Source organism: Synechococcus sp. A15-28 (assembly GCF_014280175.1).
Classification (GTDB): domain Bacteria; phylum Cyanobacteriota; class Cyanobacteriia; order PCC-6307; family Cyanobiaceae; genus Parasynechococcus.
The window spans coordinates 1,803,681-1,818,621 of record NZ_CP047931.1 but is presented as its reverse complement, the minus strand read 5'-3'; the positions used below and the strand labels follow the sequence as shown (position 1 = coordinate 1,818,621).

Sequence of the window (14,941 nt, the reverse complement as noted above, 5' to 3'; positions counted from 1 at the left end):
ACTGATCTCAACGCAGGCTGACCTGGATGCCTTTCTCTCCAGGCTTGCGCAACCGCTTCAGTTCGTCCCCACCATGGGAGGTCTGCATGACGGGCACGGAGAGCTGATCCGCCGAGCGGCGGCGCATGGCCCCGTGTTGGTGAGCGTGTTCGTCAACCCGCTTCAGTTCGGACCCGCGGAAGACTTCGATCGGTATCCGCGCAGCTTGGAGACCGATCTCTCTCTGGCCGATCGGTGCGGGGCAGCGGCGCTCTGGGCTCCATCCGTCCAGATGATCTACCCCGATGGAGCCTGTCCCTCCCGCAATGCAGCGGATGGGCTGCAGCAGCATCTCTGCGGAGCTGGCCGTCCCGGGCACTTTGATGGGGTGGTCACGGTTGTGGCACGTCTGTTGCATCTGGTACGGCCCGCCAGCCTCTGGCTGGGGGAGAAGGACTGGCAGCAACTGGTGATCCTGCGTCGGTTGGTGGCTGATCTCTGCATCCCTGTAAAGGTTCAGGGGGTTGCCACGGTGCGCGAAGCCGATGGCCTGGCCATGAGTTCACGCAACCGATATCTGACGCCCGCGGAGCGGCATCAGGCCGCCACCTTGCCTGCGGCCCTGCGGGCCGCTGATGCAACCACGCCGTTGGACATCATCCGTTCCATGCTTTCAGCTGCTGGTCTCGAGGTGGAGTATGTAGAGAGGGTCGATCCCATCACGCTTCAGCCCTGTGGGTCTGAAACAGCCATCTCGCTGCTGGCCGCGGCGGTGCGCTGCGGAACGACACGCTTGATCGATCACGTCTTTTTGATGACCCGCCAGCCTCTCGTTGCCATTGATGGCCCAGCCGGTGCTGGCAAAAGCACCGTCACCCGGGCCTTTGCGGAGCGAATGGGCCTGATTTATCTCGACACCGGTGCGATGTACCGATCGGTGACCTGGCTTGTGCAGAAGAGCGGTGTTGATCCCACCGACGCTGCCGCCATTACACCTTTGCTCCAGAGTTTGGATTTGCAGCTGCGGTCACTGCCTTGCAGTGGCCAGCAGGTGTTGGTGAATGGTGAGGACGTCAGTGAAGCGATTCGATCCCCTGAGGTGACGGGCTTGGTGTCGGTTGTTGCAGCGCACCGTTGCGTGCGGCAGGCGCTCACCGCGCAGCAGAAGGCCATGGGTGCCAAGGGTGGCTTGGTGGCGGAGGGTCGCGACATCGGCACCGCTGTTTTCCCGGATGCTGATCTGAAGGTGTTCCTCACTGCCACGGTGGGCGAACGGGCCCGGCGCCGGGCTCTCGACCTGGAGCAGCGGGGGTTTCCCGTTCCAGAGCGCTCCGAGCTGGAGGCGCAGATCGCCGAGCGCGATCGGCTGGACAGCACCCGGGAGGAGGCCCCGTTGGTGAAGGCTGCCGATGCGGTGGAACTGATCACCGATGGCATGAGCATCGATGCAGTGATTGATGCGCTGGTGGAACAGTTCCGCTCGCGGGTGGCTGAAGAGGTCTGGCCTACGCCTGGGGACTGAGCTCGTCCAGGAGGTTGGCGCAGGCGTCCTCCAGCAGATCGAGCACATGCTCGAAGCCGGCATCTCCGCCGTAATAGGGGTCAGGCACTTCGGTTTCGTTGAACCGACGGGCGTAGCTGAGCATGGGTTTGATCCTGGCCGTTGCCTGGGACCCGGCTTCGCGAGCCAACCCCTGCACGGCGGCCAGGTTGCTGTCATCCATGGTGAGCACCAGGTCGAAACTCGAGAAATCCTCCAGGCAGATCTGTCGTGCGCGGCTGGGGAGGTTCATGCCGCGGCGGTTGGCAGCCGCCTGCATGCGTCGGTCCGCCGAATTGCCCACATGCCAGCCGCCCGTGCCGGCGGAATCCACCACGAACTGATCACTGAGGCCACGCTCGTCCAGCAGATGCAGGAAGACGCCTTCCGCCGCTGGTGAGCGGCAGATGTTGCCGAGGCAGACGAACAACAGTTTCTGGGTCATCCGGCGTTGAGGCGTTGGAGGGCCAGGGCGGCCCGTAGGCGCACAACCTTGGCATCCTCAGCATCGGACGCCAGGGTCCGCAACAGCGGCATGGCCTGATCGGCAAGCGATGAACCACCCGCTGCATCGGTCAAACGTTGTTCGATTCCGAAGACAGCGGCATAGCGCACCACCCATTCATCGTCTTGCCCCGCCTTCAGCAGCCCCTGCATGCAGCGATGCAGTTGCTGCTCCTTGGCCATGGGATCAAGGTCCAGATCCGCCAGGCCGCGGACTGCTGATCGCCGCACACTCGGTGCGATGTCGGCGTCGAGGGCGTGCTCGAGAAGATCGAGTCCCCGTGGATCGCGAAGGGCAGCCAGGGCTTTCACCACCCAGGCTCGGGCGCCGTAATTACGGGCATCCAGGCTCACCAGCAGGGTCGGCACGATGTCACGACCCAGTTGGATCAGTCCCTGGGTTGCCACCGCCGCCACGGCTGGGTTGTTGAAGCCCAGAACCTTCACCAGGATGTCGGCTGCCTCGGGATCACCGAGGGCGCAGAGCGCGCGCGTGGCCTCCACCAATTCGGGGGTGCTGCTGGCGCGATCCAAGGCCTGGATCGCATCACTCAGGGCAGGGGAGGTCATTTAGAGCAGAGCATCCATCACATCGAGCACCTGAGGGTCTCCGCTCGTCTCCGCCAGCCCCCGCAAAGCCACCAATTTGAGGCTGGGTTCCACGGCGGCGGCACGAATCGTCGGCACAGCAGCGGTCCATCCGGTGGCACCGAGATCCAGCAGGGTTCCGCGCCGCACCAGGGGTTCGGGGTGCTGCAACAGCTGGATCAGTTGCTCACCCCAGTGCGCATCACCCGTGAGTTGCAGCAACGCCCTGCAGGCTGCCGAACAAATCAGGGGACGCGGATGCTGCGTGAAGGGCTTGAGCGTTGCCAGGGTGGCTGCATCGTTGATGCCGATGTCGCCCAGGGCTTCCAATAGTGCTTCGCAGGGTTCCTGCAGCAAGGGGCTCGAGGGTTGCTCGCGTCCGGCTCCCTCGACTCCACTGGCCAACAGGGAACGGATGGCCCCCGCGGCCGCGGAGCTGCCCATCGTGCCAAGGCTGCGGGCCGCTTCCTCCCGCACGTTGTAGTCGTTGGACTGCAACCGATCCCGCAGGGGGGCATCTGCGCGTTGGTCCTTCAGCAGGCCCAGGGCGCGGATGGCATTGAGGGCAACGCCGCGCCGGTCTGGATCGACGGGAGTGTCGTCGAGAGCTCCAAGGGTGTCCAGGAGTAGCGGAATGGCATCGGGATGATGGCTGCGCATTTTTCCGAGCCACCAGGCGGCGTAGTACTGCGCCGAAGGGTCCTCCGTCTGGCGGAGGTTTTGGATCACCTGCGTTTCACTAAGCGGTTCCATCAAACCCAGGCCGATGCCATGTCGGCCGTCCAGCTTTCAGTTCGTTTGAACCGGAACGGTCCCGCCACCGAGCCCCAGCAACGCTCATTGGTGTCCGGGTCATGGCCGCGATCGAGGGTCTGCAGCGACTCTCCCTGCAGGTGGAAGCTGCTCACCAGCACCGTGTCTTTGCCATCGCGTCGCACGATGCATTGGCAACCCGCCTCCATGGCGCCGTGGTAGCCGTCGTCCTGTTCCAGCACCTGGTAGTGGCATTGATCAAGGCTGATCAGATCCGTGGCCTGGATGGCCAGGCGCAGGTCCGGATCGAAGGTTGCCCCAGCAAAGCGGGACGGGTCGCGAAAGGTGTGATTCCACAATTTGATGGCGCCGGAGGGTTGTTCCTCGGCGCGAATCATCCTCAGGCGGTAAGGATTGCTGGGATCCACCGCGTAGGTCTGCTCCAGCAGGATCGACCCCGGGGTGAGCTGAGGCAGAGGCCGATACCTCAGAAAGATGTGGGCGTAGAGGGGCGGGTTGTCGAAGGCTTGCTGCTGGTTGCTGTACTCGCCGCAGAGCAGGTTGAGAAAACGCCGAACAGGGAGGGTGATCACAGCGTTCTGTTGGGCCCGGGAACAAACAATAAAAAAAGCCCCCCGAAGGAGGCTGGTGAAGCATCGGAACCTTGATCAGATCAGGGCGTTGATGGCGTAATCGATGTAGCTGTTGGCTTCGGTGGCTGCGTCGCCGCTGAGGCCGTGGTTGGCCTTGATGTGCTTCAGAGCTTCCACGTACCAGGAGGGGGAGAGCTCGAAGGTGCGGTTGATCTCGTCGAGACCAGCGATCAGGTAGTCGTCCATGGGGCCGGTGCCACCTGCCACCAGGCAGTAGGTGATCATGCGCAGGTAGTAGCCCACGTCACGGGAGCACTTGGCCTTGCCCTCGGGGGTGGCGGAGTAGTTGGATCCCTCCATCTGGGTGGTGTAAGGGAACTTGCTGTAGACGGCCTGAGCAGCACCGTTCACCAGGGCATCGGCCTTGCTGGTGAGGGCCTTGGCAGCCTCGAGGCTGGCCTTGGCGCGGTTGAAGCGACCGGAAGCGGCCTGAACTTCGGTGTTGCTCAGGAAACGGCCCTGGGAATCAGCTGCTGCAACAGCTTCGGTGAGGGGGGTTTTCATGGATCGTTAAGGGAATGAAAGACGTCGAATCCAGGTGCCGCTCAGGCGACGGAAGCGGCGGCGCGGTCGAAGTAGGTGCCGATCTCGCTGCTCAGGGAAGCGCAGTCACCAGCGGAGATGCCAGCTTTGTCGTTGACGATGGCCAGGGCAGCGTCCTTCATCAGGTTTACGCCGGCGGCAACGGAAGCACCGGGGGTGCCGAGGGCCAGGTAGGTCTCACGCAGGCCATTCAGGCAGCGGTCTTCCATCACGGAAGCGTCACCGGTGAATGCGGAGTAAGTGACGTAGCGGAGGATGATCTCCATGTCGCGCAGGCAGGCAGCCATGCGGCGGGAGGTGTAAGCGTTGCCGCCGGGGGCGATCAGTGCAGGCTGCTGAGCGAACAGCTGGCGGGCAGCGGAAGCAACGATGGTGGAGGCGTTGCTGGAGATGCGGTTCACTGCATCCAGACGCTTGTTGCTGTCGGAAACCATGGCAGCGAGGGCATCGATCTCGCTGGTGCTGATGAATTGTCCCCGGGCATCGGCCTGGGCGACAACCTTGGTGAAGGCGTCGAACATGGTTGTTGTTCCTGTGAACTACGTCTGGAGTGGGGTCTCAGACTTGGATGGGATGGTTGAAGGCTATTGCCCTCTTCCCGTCGCCTGCGATTCTGACCAACAGCTCGCGAGGCTCCCGACGGCTGTTCATAATGCTTAACTCCCTTGCTACGACAAGGAAGTGGCGGTGGTGTCCTCCAGGTCAAACAGCACACCGTGGATGTAGGACTCGGTCCATTCGCCTCCATAGAAACGGGTGAGCATGCCCCGAGCGGGATCCTTTTCAGCGCGGTATGCGGTGTAGCGCTTTTGCCCGGATAGGAGATGAGCCGCTCGCTCGTCATCGACGGGCTGAGCTTTCGCCACAAGGTCGAGGTAGAGCTGCAAGTAATCCGAGAAAGCCGGGCGGATCACCCGTTCGATCAGGGCATCACCGTCGGCTCCGAGCGGGATGCGGGTCCAGAGAAAGGCGGGGGAGAAATAGGGCTGCGCTTCTTCGGGGATGGGGCCTCCATCGGGAAGTTCGGCTCTCCATCGTTCGAAGAGAGGCAGCAGTCGCTCCCAAACCGGATCGGTGTGCTCGGAATCTGCCTTGTCCACCGGTTGCAGATCCAGGGCGAGCAGGTGTCCGTTCGGCAGGGTCACCAGGTCGGCACCGAAGAAGGGCAGGTCGTACCGACAGCTGGGATTGATCACGAAGTTCAACACCGAAGCTGCGGCACCGGCTTCAACGCAGGCACAACGAACCTGGCGCAGCTTTTCGGTGGAGCAGGCCCAGGTGGCGGTGGTCACCGGTACGGGTTTTGCCTTGGATCCGGTGCTGCCCTCCTTTTGCAGAAACGTTTCCGCTATGGGATAGGGAGACGGGTTGAACGGCTTGAGTGCAGCACTGGCTTCATCGAGAAAGGGCTGCCATCGCCACCCCGGAATCTGAACGGGATCAAGGCTCGACGCGCGGAGATCAATGCTCATGCGGGCTGACTGGCGGGGAAAAGGAATTCGTGCAGGAACCGGTCAGACCACTCCTTGCCGAAATGGCTGGTGAACAATCCATGGGCAGGATCACGCTCGGCGCTGTACACGTCGTAGGCGTTCTGAAGCCGTTCCACATCTCCAGGTGAGATTGAGGATGGTTCCTTGGAAGCCTCATCGTGTAAACACCAATAGGCTTTCAAAAAGGCGCTGAAGGCTTTTGGCAGTGACCTGTCAGCCTCTTCAGAACCTCCACGGCAAAAAAGTAGCCATGATGAGAAGTATTGATTCGGATCGAAAGATCGCATCGTTTCTTCTCCGTTTAGATCCGGGAAACGAGCATTCAGATCTTTCAGACCATCAAAATGACGATCGAGATAGTCTTTATCTTGAACCAGTGGTTGAAAATCAAGAACCGCAACTAGCTTTTGACGTGCGCCAAACCAGAGCAGATCAACACCCATCAAAGGATGGTCCAAATCGAAATCGGGATATGCGACGGAATTCAGAACTTGAAGGCTGTCACCTGCATCAAGTCGGGTGACGCGCCAGCGACGAAAACCTGGAACCTGCCAAAGCCAGCTTTGGATGGTGCTTGAGCCCTTCTGGGATTGATTGTGTTCCAGCCCGGCCGGAACTTCAACTGATATGCCACCGCGGGCTTGAATTCCAGTTTGTAATTCCTCAAGAAACGGATCAAACATGATGGTTAAGCTCCAATAGATGCAGTCGAACGAGCGATCTGCCTGGCATGCTCAGATATGGCATTGATATCAGCATCTGTTGGACAGCGAAATTCAGTGCAGTAGGTAGTCATTGCGACACCATCCAAGCACTGGACAGAACTGACACGCATTCGGATCTGATCAGTCACAAACCAGCATCGTTCAATTCCAATATTTGTGTCATATCTTGTAGTGATCGTCAACACGCCATCTTCGGCAAAAACGTAAGTGCTCAATACCGCCTGCTTTTCAACATATCCTACATCTCGTAGTAAGAAACCCTTTCGAGCATTATCTCGGTTGGGTACATCGATGACAACAGCCGCATAATCTTCGTTGCGGACTCCTTTTTTAATATTACTTTCCCACCAAAATCTAGCTCCACCAGTACTGTCGATCGTATTGATGTTTAGGGCTTCGCAAATGCTGCGAACTGCCGGATCATCATTTTTAAATGGTTCGATAACAAGATTAGAATCTGCTGCTTCATCATCCTGGTGATCCAAATGATGAACAGCACGCCGGTTCAACCAGGTCCCACGGCTTGCTTCGAAAAAATCCACCATCGTCATTGGTGGATATGACTGGAGGGGAAACATTAGATTGAACTTGCAGAGCTGAGGTGTTGAGACTGTGGATCAATCCTTCTAATAAAATTCAAGATTTAGACTGCTGAGAATCTCTTTGCGCAACAAGTTGTGACATAACTTCGTCAAGACGCTTTAGCTCTGCGTGCTCAGCGACTGTCGAATCAATTTTTTTCTGCGAGAGGCGCAGCTTCTTTCCAAGTCCGACCACATCCTGAAAAAGTCTCTCTCGGTATGCAGATAGTTCGTCAATAGACTCCTGTAATTCTGCAATGCTGGGCAGATCAGAGGCTGTTTGATCCATGAAATGCTGACTGACTCTGAAATTTTAAACCTTCTACCTGTCTGCCTTGGCTCCGTTGGGCCTCGTCTCTGACCCACGACATGGACCGACCGGCTTGGAAGCCTTGATGGTCGACGGTCTTGCCGGTAGTCGTTGACTCGTGCCCCAAGGTGACAAACTCTTGCGTGACCGCGTCTGTTTTGGAACCCAGCCGGGAACCGGGGTTTAGCGTGGCAGGGCGCATCTTCCCCCTTTGGGCCTCCAGTCTTAGCGGCTAGTTCCCAAGGCGGTTTCCGAAGCACCGCATCCACAAAAAACTGTCTGGCCCCCAATGCTCGACGCATTTTCCCGCACAGTCGTCAGCGCTGACGCCAAAACTGCACCTGTTGGTGGTAGCGAGCTCGCTAGCCTCCGTTCTTATGTGCAGGATGGCAACAAGCGTTTGGACGCTGTTAACGCCATCACTTCCAACGCCTATTGCATCGTTTCGGATGCGGTCACAGGCATGATCTGCGAAAACACCGGTCTGATCCAGGCCGGTGGCAACTGCTATCCCACTCGTCGCATGGCCGCATGCCTGCGTGATGGTGAGATCGTTCTTCGCTACATCAGCTACGCCCTGCTGGCTGGCGACGCTTCCGTGCTGGATGACCGTTGCCTCAATGGTCTGAAAGAGACCTACATCGCTCTGGGTGTTCCCACTCAGTCTGCAGCTCGCGCTGTCGCGATCATGAAATCCGCAGCAACGGCTCTGATCGGACAAACCAACACCCCTGCTAGCGGTGGCGCGAAGTACCGCAAGATGGAAACCACACAGGGCGATTGCTCTGCACTGGTGTCTGAAGCAGGTTCTTACTTCGATCGCGTGATCGGGGCAATCAGCTGATCGGCGGCTGAATTCGTCTTCTTCTTTCCTTCTCAGCACCCTTATCTAAGGATCTCAAATGAAATCCGTCGTCACCACTGTTGTGACCGCTGCTGATGCAGCCGGTCGCTTCCCTTCCCAGAACGACCTCGAAGCCGTTCAGGGCAATATCCAGCGTGCAGCTGCTCGCCTTGAGGCTGCTGAAAAGCTGGCCGCTGGCCTCGATAACGTAACTCGTGAAGCAGGCGACGCCTGCTTTAACAAGTACGCCTACCTGAAGCAGCCCGGTGAAGCCGGTGACAGCCAGGTGAAGATCGACAAGTGCTATCGCGATCTTGGTCACTACCTGCGTCTGATCAACTACTGCCTTATTGTTGGTGGTACTGGTCCTCTGGACGAGTGGGGTATTGCTGGTGCTCGCGAGGTGTATCGCACCCTTGGTCTTCCAACCAACGCATACATCGAAGCTCTCACTTACACACGTGATCGTGCATGTGCACCTCGTGATATGAGCGCTCAGGCTCTCAACGAATTCAAGAGCTATCTCGATTACGCCATCAACGCCCTGTCTTGAACTGGTAACGGCTGTGAAAGAGAGGGGGGGGCGATAAGCACCCCCTTTTTTGATGACTGCAGGCTTCTGAGATTGAATCGCGGCTATGTAGTTGTTCCGTTAAGATTGAGGGGATAAGTCTTTTCCAATGACGACATTTATTCTGTCTCATAACCTGCAGGTTCAATCTAAAGATGTCCCTCCCTTTGAAACTCAAGTTCTCGCTGACGGTATAGTCTCGAATTCTTCGGCAATTATTTCTGCAACAGTCATTCAACATCCTCATTGGATCATTGAATTGACTTCAAACTTGCCTCCCAACGATATGGCAGTGGAGTTGGTCAAGTCTTGGAAGCAATTGAGGTCTAAACTTGGACAAAGTGCAGATCACGTCATACTGGCGCTTGGTGGGCGCAAAGATTCTCCGGCTGCTCCAGGTGCACCGCTCCAAGAAGGTTTCTGGGGCGTAGATGTTGTGGAAACACACGATGAAGAGGCTTTCCTGCAAGCCATTAATTGGGATGCACTTAAGTCCAATCGCCCTGAAGATGGTGTTTTCGAGATCTCCTCAAATAATTGATTAGGACGATTTGCGACGACCTCTGCGGCGTTTGCCCTTTTGTTTAGATTCATCACTAGTTCTGTCTACATCGGTTTTCATGTTTTTGGTCAGGCTCGGAAACTGAGCACTCATTTTCCCAATTAAGGTCTGCGACTTATCTTTTGAACGTCCTGTTGTTCCCTTCCTTGTTGTTGTTGTTGTTGAATCAAGGTGAGCGGCGCTGATCTGAGTGATTACTGCATGGGAATTTTTGGCGGCTTTCATCCATTGGCTCATAAACCGACTGTCTAGACTTATATGTCTCTGTTTCGAAGTTCTCGAGCCTGGCAACATTGCAGCAGAAACGCAGAGCAAATGACCGGAGAATGGCCCCATTTCCCTCTTTACAGACAATACGATAATACTTTAAATCTAAATGCTGAGAAGCAGCCCAATGCTTTTCTTATTGTTGTTTAAGAACGTTAGATAATTAGGCGTGTAGAATTTAATTGATATTAGGCTTTCTTCATGTCGGGCTTGTTTGACAATATTCATCCTGAGTTGGACCAGGCTGGTGCCATCGAGATCTTGGCTACAGATTTTCAAGATCTCGAGAGCGACAGTGACTACTATATGGCCGTTTCGCACTTGGTCAATTTTCCTGGTCAGTTTGCAAATGAAGCGTTGCTGAATTTTCTTGGCAGGGTGTCGACTGAGTCTGCTGTCCTCCTTGCTCAACGAAAAGCTGTAGAAGTTCTTGCCCGGCTGGGGGTTACGCAAGCTCAGGCGAAAATTGCCAGTTTTCTTGATAGTTCGGATATCTATATGGTCGAAAATGCTGCCTGGGCACTGGCACAAATAGGCTGTCAAGATCAAGCCGTTCATCAGCGCTTGATTCGGTTGTTGCATGATTCCACACAGAATCAACGGGTTTTAATTCAAAGTTTGTCTAAACTCTCAGTTTTTGCAGCACTTCCGACGATTACTTCCTTAATGGACCATGAAAAGTCTTCTGTGCGCGGTGCTGCAATTGCGGCCACAATTCACTTGTCAGGAGATAGGACACGTCTCGCTGATTTGGCTGATCATTTGTACGTAGCTAATCAGATGGATCGTCAGTCGGCAGTTCAAGATGTAATCGATGCTGGTGGGATTGAACTCATGTCGAGTTTGCTTCAGGCACCCATTTCACCAGCGTTTCGAATGAGAGCTGTTCGTGCTCTTGTCGACCGATCGTCAGGTGAGCAGTTGAAAAATAGTGCTCTTTCGGCTGTTGACCAGGTCCTTCGCGATGACCCCAGGCTGATCACGGTGCTTCATCACTATGGAGACCCCCTACCGACTCAGCTGCTTGTCGAAGGTCTGTTTCATCCTGATTTCAGTCGCGGCTATTTGTCGATGCAAACCCTGCTGGATCGCGATCCAGATGAAGTCTGGACCCATGTCTGGTCCAGTTGGCATAAGAAAGCCCATAACGACTATGGAGCGCACTATTTCATGATGCATCTATTTGGTCTCATAAGGAATTGGAGTCACGAGGCCCTTGCGTCTATTCACGACATCCTGTCGGATGCTATTCGAGATAGACGTCCACAATTCAGGAAATCTCCATCTGCTGCGTTGTTGTCTTTTGCTATCTTATTTCCTGGGCAGTGCGACCACTTCTTGAAAGATGGTTTGACTACCGTAATGCAACCATTTTGGGATTTCCGTTATACATCGCTTCTACTCCTTCAATCTCCCGAGTTGAGTCAAATCCGGTCTCAAAATCTTGATGTAGTCAGTAATTTGTCTCAATCGGATCCAGATTACTTTGTTCGTTGGAAAGCGCAGTCGATTCTCCAATATACATAGTGCATGTATGAGACGTCTGCGTCTGTTTTCGGTTGATCATCAGTGCTAAAATAAATTATCAGTTCAGGCTTTCTGTGAGCGATAATCAGTCTATGCCTACCATTGATTCCCTATTCGAGGATCTCAGGCATCCCAACCCTAGGATCCAAGAAGAAGCCAGTTTAATTCTTTCGGAGCACTATCAGGAAGAAGCCTTGCCCATGTTATTGGAACTATTCTGTCATCAAGATCCCAAAGTATACAGAGCAGCAGTTAAGGGAATTGGTTTTTTTGGGAGTTCTGCATTCGATCCTTTGATCGAACTTTATGCAACAACTGAGAATCAAACTGCAAGGCGTTGTTGCCCGAAAGCATTCGTTCAATTGTTCAAGAATTTTCCTGATCAACCGTTTCCTGATTCAGTCATGCAAATGTTGGAACAAGGGATTAATGACACAGATATGGTAGTCGTACAAGGAGCTCTGATGTGTCTTGGTCAAATCGGTAAGCAACAGTTCAAGTCTGAAGAGGCAATTAAACTACTAGCAAAATCCCTCAGCAGTGAAAATGTGGCTTTGATCTTTAGTGCATCTCAGGCTCTTGCTGATATCCCGCATCCCATGGCGGAGGTCGCTTTGCATGCACTTCAAGATAATAATGACGATCCGCTGATTCAGGAAGCAGCTCAGTCTGCATTGGCGCGACTTCAAAATCTACTCAATTCAAGGAGTTAAAACCTTTTCTTTATCCAGTCACTGCTTTTACTCCTTCGTAATAGCCTCCAGCGCGAAAATCAAAACGCTCAACTTTGTCCTCTTTGGTACATGTTGTTTGTGAATAATGCAGCAGTGTGCTGAATCCCTCGGGTACCATTTTTGGGCATAACCTTCCCACATCGTTGGCGAATGGGCAGAAATACACACCTGCCCACCGATTCAGGAAACGCCCTTTTATTTCATCCGAAAAGATAAACCCATGTTGATCGGCAAGCTTGAGGATTTCCTCGGGATCAGCTTCTTGAAAAAGAGCTCTGAACGGTAAATCTTCTTCCAGGACCTGAAGAAAGCGTATGAATTCAGCGCGCGACATAAAAGATCACCTACATGTTCAAATTTTATCAGCATCTATCCGCTTTTTACCAGGATCACTCAAAATGCTCCGTTAACTTTACAAGAGAGAACTTGGGGTATTTGAGGCATCCTTGGAATTTTTCAGTGCCCTTCTGTGCATTGTTTTGACCCTAACTTCTCACAAATTTCTGCTTAGTATGTTGATGGCGACATCAAATACTGCTTGAACTGACTCGTCATCTTCTGTTGACTTTGCCTTCTCTATGCTTTCTACAGAGTTAAATGCTTCAAGCTTCATCAGTGCCATCGCCGTGTTTTTTCGTACCTGAGTGTCTTTGTCGATCAGTTTCCTTGTCAGCATATGTTCAACATCTTCGGCATCACATGATTTTCCGATAAGTGTTACAGCTTCTGCTCTAACGTCTGGTGAGCAGTCATCTAAAGCTCTGAACACTCTATTTTTTGCACGATGATCGTCACTCTTTTGTATTTGATCTCCTAGGGCTGAAATTGCAGCCACGCGAACTTCAGTCACGTCTGACTCTGCAGCCTCGAGTAATGCCTCAGGTGCTTTGGCGCCGATGAAACTAAGCGCAAGATTAATCAAGCCCACCTGAAATGGTGTGCAGTCTGGATTTTTCAGGATCCCAAGTAATGAGTCCATGGCGTCGGGTCCAATCGTTGCCATTGCTCCAGCAGATGACCCGAGAACAACTGGATCACTGTCTTCTAAAAAAGCTTCGAGGAGATAAGGCAGAGCCTCCTTACTTCCAATCAAATTGAGTGTTTTAGCTGATGCTCTTCTGACGACTACATTTTGGTGTTGGCGAAGAGCTTCACAAAGAATGGGTAGAGCCTCGTCTCCTACTGCGCCAAGGCTTTTTGCAAAGGTTAGTCGTAGGGCTCCTCTAGCATCACCAAGGCCAGCAACCATTTTCTTGAGAGACTCTGCATCAGACCCTGGTTTCTCGCCATCACTTAATTTTAAACTTAGTTCGTTGGCGAGTTGAAGCGCTTCTTCTTCGGTGAGCTGACTGTCGCTGAGTGACGAGACATTAGAGAAATCCTGGAGCACTGTGGCCATCGCACAATCTTCATATCAATCTAATCGATTACGGTTGCTGTACTGTTGATTCCTTGAAGCTTTTTCGCCCACGAGCTCTTGGACAAAAAAAAGCTCCCTTTTGAAAGGGAGCTGGTCATCACACACTTGAGTGTTGAATTCTGACCATTAGACCATTTTGGGTCGGTCAGAAGTGGATTCCGAAGGGGCGGAATGCGACGTAGTCTGTCTGCTTAGGAGGCTGATGACCGCTGTACTGCTGTTGAGGCAGCTTTGGAGCAGGCTTGGTAAGTGCAACATAGTTAAATGTCACAGGTTTAATCGCGCTGCTCGCTGCTAAGGCGAGTGGTGAAACGGTGCGGCTCCGGGATCCCTGAGCGTTGTCACTAACTGCTACTTTGGTGCTGGCAAGCTCCCTCATCATGTTGAAGGAGGACGTCATCATTCCGGCATAAGAATCGGCAGTCCGCACGTATGGGACGATATCCGAACCAAAGACCTCGGCATATTCTGCCCCATCCGTCAGGCTATCGATGAGAGCATCAAATCCCTGTTCGGCCTGCAGCTTAATGCTGGCCTGAATTTCTGCCTGATTAAGTGGAGCTCGCCCTAAGAGGTGTTTGAAGTTCAGTTCGATCCCTCGCTGGGGCGCGACTGAGTGGAAGTAATTTTTTTTGTAAAAAGGAGATTTGGCCAGACCATTGACGAAGTCACGTACCGTTATTTCTCCATTCATGAGGCGTGCTTCCAGTGAGGTGCAACGCTCATTTTCCGTTGGAGGTAGGTTCCCGTAAACCTGGCGATAGCTATCGCGGATTGTGCGCTCCAACGCCGCACTATCGTTGGGGTGATACTCATCAAAGACCGAACCGAATGGACACTCACTGTGGAGTCGAGGGCCGATTCCGAGACCCATAGATGAGCAAGTGTTCCGCTTAAACTCTGCAATCGAACCTGCCACCGTTCGGGCAACAGTATTCATTCCAGCTTTGCTGGAGGTGGAATACGAAGCGGATTTGGTTCGATTTGCTGCAGACATACCTGCAGGAGTAGTTTGTGTGGTGAGCATGATGAGGATTTGGAGGTGATTGATGATGTCGAGACCTTCAAGTATTCTGATCGCTCTCGAATTGAGGCGGTACTTTACAGAACAGCGGGAGGATCCTTAGTGGTTTAATGCTTGAAACAGGTTTTACAAGTTTCTGCATTCAACCACTCGAGCAATCATCGACAATAATTGCGATAGGTTTAACTATGGCTGGCTGATTGTCTTTTGGGGGATTGGCGCCGATCGATCTAATGTCGCTATCGAGTCGTTGAGTTTCTTTCCTTCGCAGGAAGTTTTCTCGCTACTGCTAAAAAAAAGGGGGTGAGCTATTTGCTCACCCC

At 54.0% G+C, this 14,941-nt stretch carries 20 protein-coding genes; 6 read left to right on the top strand and 14 right to left on the bottom strand.

Translation table 11 applies throughout. From position 1 onward, the window contains the following. Nucleotides 1-4: 4 nt before the first annotated feature. The gene (locus SynA1528_RS10470) at nucleotides 5-1,501 is read left to right on the top strand and encodes a bifunctional pantoate--beta-alanine ligase/(d)CMP kinase (RefSeq protein WP_286187954.1); all 1,497 of its coding nucleotides are present in this window, start codon (nucleotides 5-7) and stop codon (nucleotides 1,499-1,501) included. On the opposite strand, the gene SynA1528_RS10465 is transcribed toward SynA1528_RS10470, so the two are convergent. From SynA1528_RS10465 to SynA1528_RS10420, 10 genes are all read right to left on the bottom strand, one after another. Continuing rightward, complete coding sequence (locus SynA1528_RS10465; protein WP_186586688.1) at nucleotides 1,485-1,964, bottom strand: low molecular weight protein-tyrosine-phosphatase; 480 nt, start codon at nucleotides 1,962-1,964, stop codon at nucleotides 1,485-1,487. The two genes, SynA1528_RS10470 and SynA1528_RS10465, sit on opposite strands and share 17 nt — an antisense overlap. Continuing rightward, nucleotides 1,961-2,593, bottom strand: a complete 633-nt coding sequence (gene cpcF, locus SynA1528_RS10460) for a C-phycocyanin alpha-cysteine-84 phycocyanobilin lyase subunit CpcF (RefSeq protein ID WP_186586687.1) — start codon at nucleotides 2,591-2,593, stop codon at nucleotides 1,961-1,963. The genes SynA1528_RS10465 and cpcF overlap by 4 nt, the downstream gene beginning before the upstream one ends. Further along, complete coding sequence (locus SynA1528_RS10455; protein WP_186586686.1) at nucleotides 2,594-3,364, bottom strand: HEAT repeat domain-containing protein; 771 nt, start codon at nucleotides 3,362-3,364, stop codon at nucleotides 2,594-2,596. Further along, the gene (locus tag SynA1528_RS10450; protein WP_502707748.1) at nucleotides 3,364-3,954 is read right to left on the bottom strand and encodes a chromophore lyase CpcT/CpeT; all 591 of its coding nucleotides are present in this window, start codon (nucleotides 3,952-3,954) and stop codon (nucleotides 3,364-3,366) included. Before SynA1528_RS10450 ends, SynA1528_RS10455 begins: the two co-directional genes overlap by 1 nt. A gap of 78 nt (nucleotides 3,955-4,032) precedes the next feature. After that, complete coding sequence (cpcA, locus tag SynA1528_RS10445) at nucleotides 4,033-4,521, bottom strand: C-phycocyanin subunit alpha (RefSeq protein ID WP_186586684.1); 489 nt, start codon at nucleotides 4,519-4,521, stop codon at nucleotides 4,033-4,035. Between the two features lie 41 nt (nucleotides 4,522-4,562). Further along, complete coding sequence (gene cpcB / locus SynA1528_RS10440) at nucleotides 4,563-5,081, bottom strand: C-phycocyanin subunit beta (RefSeq protein WP_115010504.1); 519 nt, start codon at nucleotides 5,079-5,081, stop codon at nucleotides 4,563-4,565. Between the two features lie 147 nt (nucleotides 5,082-5,228). Next, nucleotides 5,229-6,032 (bottom strand): phycoerythrobilin:ferredoxin oxidoreductase, encoded by an 804-nt coding sequence (locus tag SynA1528_RS10435; protein WP_186586683.1) that lies wholly within the window; start codon nucleotides 6,030-6,032, stop codon nucleotides 5,229-5,231. Next, a complete protein-coding gene (locus SynA1528_RS10430; RefSeq protein WP_186586682.1) occupies nucleotides 6,029-6,736 on the bottom strand; it encodes a 15,16-dihydrobiliverdin:ferredoxin oxidoreductase in 708 nt (235 codons plus the stop codon). Before SynA1528_RS10430 ends, SynA1528_RS10435 begins: the two co-directional genes overlap by 4 nt. A gap of 5 nt (nucleotides 6,737-6,741) precedes the next feature. Continuing rightward, complete coding sequence (locus tag SynA1528_RS10425) at nucleotides 6,742-7,323, bottom strand: phycobiliprotein lyase (protein ID WP_286187817.1); 582 nt, start codon at nucleotides 7,321-7,323, stop codon at nucleotides 6,742-6,744. Between the two features lie 91 nt (nucleotides 7,324-7,414). After that, nucleotides 7,415-7,648, bottom strand: coding sequence for a DUF8630 family protein (locus tag SynA1528_RS10420; RefSeq protein WP_186586681.1), 234 nt, complete (start codon nucleotides 7,646-7,648; stop codon nucleotides 7,415-7,417). Between the two features lie 310 nt (nucleotides 7,649-7,958). On the opposite strand from SynA1528_RS10420, the gene cpeB reads away from it, so the two are divergent. From cpeB to SynA1528_RS10405, 3 genes are all read left to right on the top strand, one after another. Continuing rightward, nucleotides 7,959-8,513: a phycoerythrin subunit beta gene (cpeB, locus tag SynA1528_RS10415; protein ID WP_011128875.1), complete on the top strand. Its 555-nt coding sequence runs from the start codon at nucleotides 7,959-7,961 to the stop codon at nucleotides 8,511-8,513. Nucleotides 8,514-8,571: 58 nt separating this feature from the next. Continuing rightward, entirely contained in the window at nucleotides 8,572-9,066 is a 495-nt protein-coding gene (gene cpeA / locus SynA1528_RS10410; RefSeq protein WP_011128874.1) for a C-phycoerythrin subunit alpha, read from the top strand. 127 nt (nucleotides 9,067-9,193) lie between these two features. Then, entirely contained in the window at nucleotides 9,194-9,625 is a 432-nt protein-coding gene (locus SynA1528_RS10405; protein WP_186586680.1) for a DUF2656 family protein, read from the top strand. Here SynA1528_RS10405 and SynA1528_RS10400 read toward each other — a convergent pair whose 3' ends face one another. After that, entirely contained in the window at nucleotides 9,626-9,883 is a 258-nt protein-coding gene (locus SynA1528_RS10400) for a hypothetical protein (RefSeq protein WP_186586679.1), read from the bottom strand. Nucleotides 9,884-10,147: 264 nt separating this feature from the next. Between SynA1528_RS10400 and SynA1528_RS10395 the strand changes: the two genes are divergently transcribed. Beyond that, complete coding sequence (locus SynA1528_RS10395) at nucleotides 10,148-11,440, top strand: HEAT repeat domain-containing protein (protein ID WP_286187816.1); 1,293 nt, start codon at nucleotides 10,148-10,150, stop codon at nucleotides 11,438-11,440. 32 nt (nucleotides 11,441-11,472) lie between these two features. Continuing rightward, on the top strand, nucleotides 11,473-12,153 hold the full coding sequence (locus SynA1528_RS10390) for a HEAT repeat domain-containing protein (RefSeq protein ID WP_286187815.1): 681 nt from the start codon (nucleotides 11,473-11,475) through the stop codon (nucleotides 12,151-12,153). Nucleotides 12,154-12,163: 10 nt separating this feature from the next. On the opposite strand, the gene SynA1528_RS10385 is transcribed toward SynA1528_RS10390, so the two are convergent. From SynA1528_RS10385 to SynA1528_RS10375, 3 genes are all read right to left on the bottom strand, one after another. After that, a complete protein-coding gene (locus SynA1528_RS10385) occupies nucleotides 12,164-12,508 on the bottom strand; it encodes a Nif11-like leader peptide family natural product precursor (protein ID WP_042503828.1) in 345 nt (114 codons plus the stop codon). 159 nt (nucleotides 12,509-12,667) lie between these two features. Next, nucleotides 12,668-13,573, bottom strand: coding sequence for a HEAT repeat domain-containing protein (locus SynA1528_RS10380; RefSeq protein WP_186497621.1), 906 nt, complete (start codon nucleotides 13,571-13,573; stop codon nucleotides 12,668-12,670). 166 nt (nucleotides 13,574-13,739) lie between these two features. Then, nucleotides 13,740-14,621, bottom strand: a complete 882-nt coding sequence (locus SynA1528_RS10375) for a phycobilisome rod-core linker polypeptide (protein ID WP_186497619.1) — start codon at nucleotides 14,619-14,621, stop codon at nucleotides 13,740-13,742. Between the last annotated feature and the right edge of the window lie 320 nt (nucleotides 14,622-14,941).

Bases quoted from the DNA above. Each gene is read 5' to 3' on its own strand.
- SynA1528_RS10465 (WP_186586688.1), bottom strand. From the start codon at position 1,964: ATGACCCAGAAACTGTTGTTCGTCTGCCTCGGCAACATCTGCCGCTCA.
- cpcF (WP_186586687.1), bottom strand. From the start codon at position 2,593: ATGACCTCCCCTGCCCTGAGTGATGCGATCCAGGCCTTGGATCGCGCC.
- SynA1528_RS10455 (WP_186586686.1), bottom strand. From the start codon at position 3,364: ATGGAACCGCTTAGTGAAACGCAGGTGATCCAAAACCTCCGCCAGACG.
- cpcA (WP_186586684.1), bottom strand. From the start codon at position 4,521: ATGAAAACCCCCCTCACCGAAGCTGTTGCAGCAGCTGATTCCCAGGGC.
- cpcB (WP_115010504.1), bottom strand. From the start codon at position 5,081: ATGTTCGACGCCTTCACCAAGGTTGTCGCCCAGGCCGATGCCCGGGGA.
- SynA1528_RS10435 (WP_186586683.1), bottom strand. From the start codon at position 6,032: ATGAGCATTGATCTCCGCGCGTCGAGCCTTGATCCCGTTCAGATTCCG.
- SynA1528_RS10430 (WP_186586682.1), bottom strand. From the start codon at position 6,736: ATGTTTGATCCGTTTCTTGAGGAATTACAAACTGGAATTCAAGCCCGC.
- SynA1528_RS10425 (WP_286187817.1), bottom strand. From the start codon at position 7,323: ATGGTGGATTTTTTCGAAGCAAGCCGTGGGACCTGGTTGAACCGGCGT.
- SynA1528_RS10420 (WP_186586681.1), bottom strand. From the start codon at position 7,648: ATGGATCAAACAGCCTCTGATCTGCCCAGCATTGCAGAATTACAGGAG.
- cpeB (WP_011128875.1), top strand. From the start codon at position 7,959: ATGCTCGACGCATTTTCCCGCACAGTCGTCAGCGCTGACGCCAAAACT.
- cpeA (WP_011128874.1), top strand. From the start codon at position 8,572: ATGAAATCCGTCGTCACCACTGTTGTGACCGCTGCTGATGCAGCCGGT.
- SynA1528_RS10405 (WP_186586680.1), top strand. From the start codon at position 9,194: ATGACGACATTTATTCTGTCTCATAACCTGCAGGTTCAATCTAAAGAT.
- SynA1528_RS10400 (WP_186586679.1), bottom strand. From the start codon at position 9,883: ATGAGCCAATGGATGAAAGCCGCCAAAAATTCCCATGCAGTAATCACT.
- SynA1528_RS10385 (WP_042503828.1), bottom strand. From the start codon at position 12,508: ATGTCGCGCGCTGAATTCATACGCTTTCTTCAGGTCCTGGAAGAAGAT.
- SynA1528_RS10380 (WP_186497621.1), bottom strand. From the start codon at position 13,573: ATGGCCACAGTGCTCCAGGATTTCTCTAATGTCTCGTCACTCAGCGAC.
- SynA1528_RS10375 (WP_186497619.1), bottom strand. From the start codon at position 14,621: ATGCTCACCACACAAACTACTCCTGCAGGTATGTCTGCAGCAAATCGA.